Genomic DNA, 264 nt, shown 5'->3' with positions numbered 1-264 from the left:
TTCCCTTTGGTATGGGCTTAGGACATCTCAAAAAAGACTACATTGAATTTAAACGAGTTGGTATCTTTGATGGGAAAGCAGTAGAAGTTACTCTTCGAGAACCTTATTCGAGAGATCTACTGCAGGTTGTTAAGTCGATTAAGCAACGTCAGAAGTTGATAGCTTATCGTTATAAAGAAGGAAAGCTGCTATTTGTGAAGAAGGAGGCATCAGATGTCCTCTGAACAACAGGAACGAATGGCAGTTCAATATGCTGAGCGTAGT

General features: G+C 40.2%; 1 protein-coding gene. It reads left to right on the top strand.

What is annotated here, in order from left to right:
• On the top strand, window positions 1-224 hold a 224-nt coding region (locus L0M85_RS09950; protein WP_238656951.1), incomplete at its 5' end, for a hypothetical protein.
• Between the last annotated feature and the right edge of the window lie 40 nt (window positions 225-264).

This window comes from Streptococcus sp. DFI.7.26 (assembly GCF_022240605.1).
Classification (GTDB): domain Bacteria; phylum Bacillota; class Bacilli; order Lactobacillales; family Streptococcaceae; genus Streptococcus; species Streptococcus xiaochunlingii.
The sequence above is the reverse complement of the archived record's forward strand: the minus strand, read 5'-3'. Positions and strand labels throughout refer to the sequence as shown.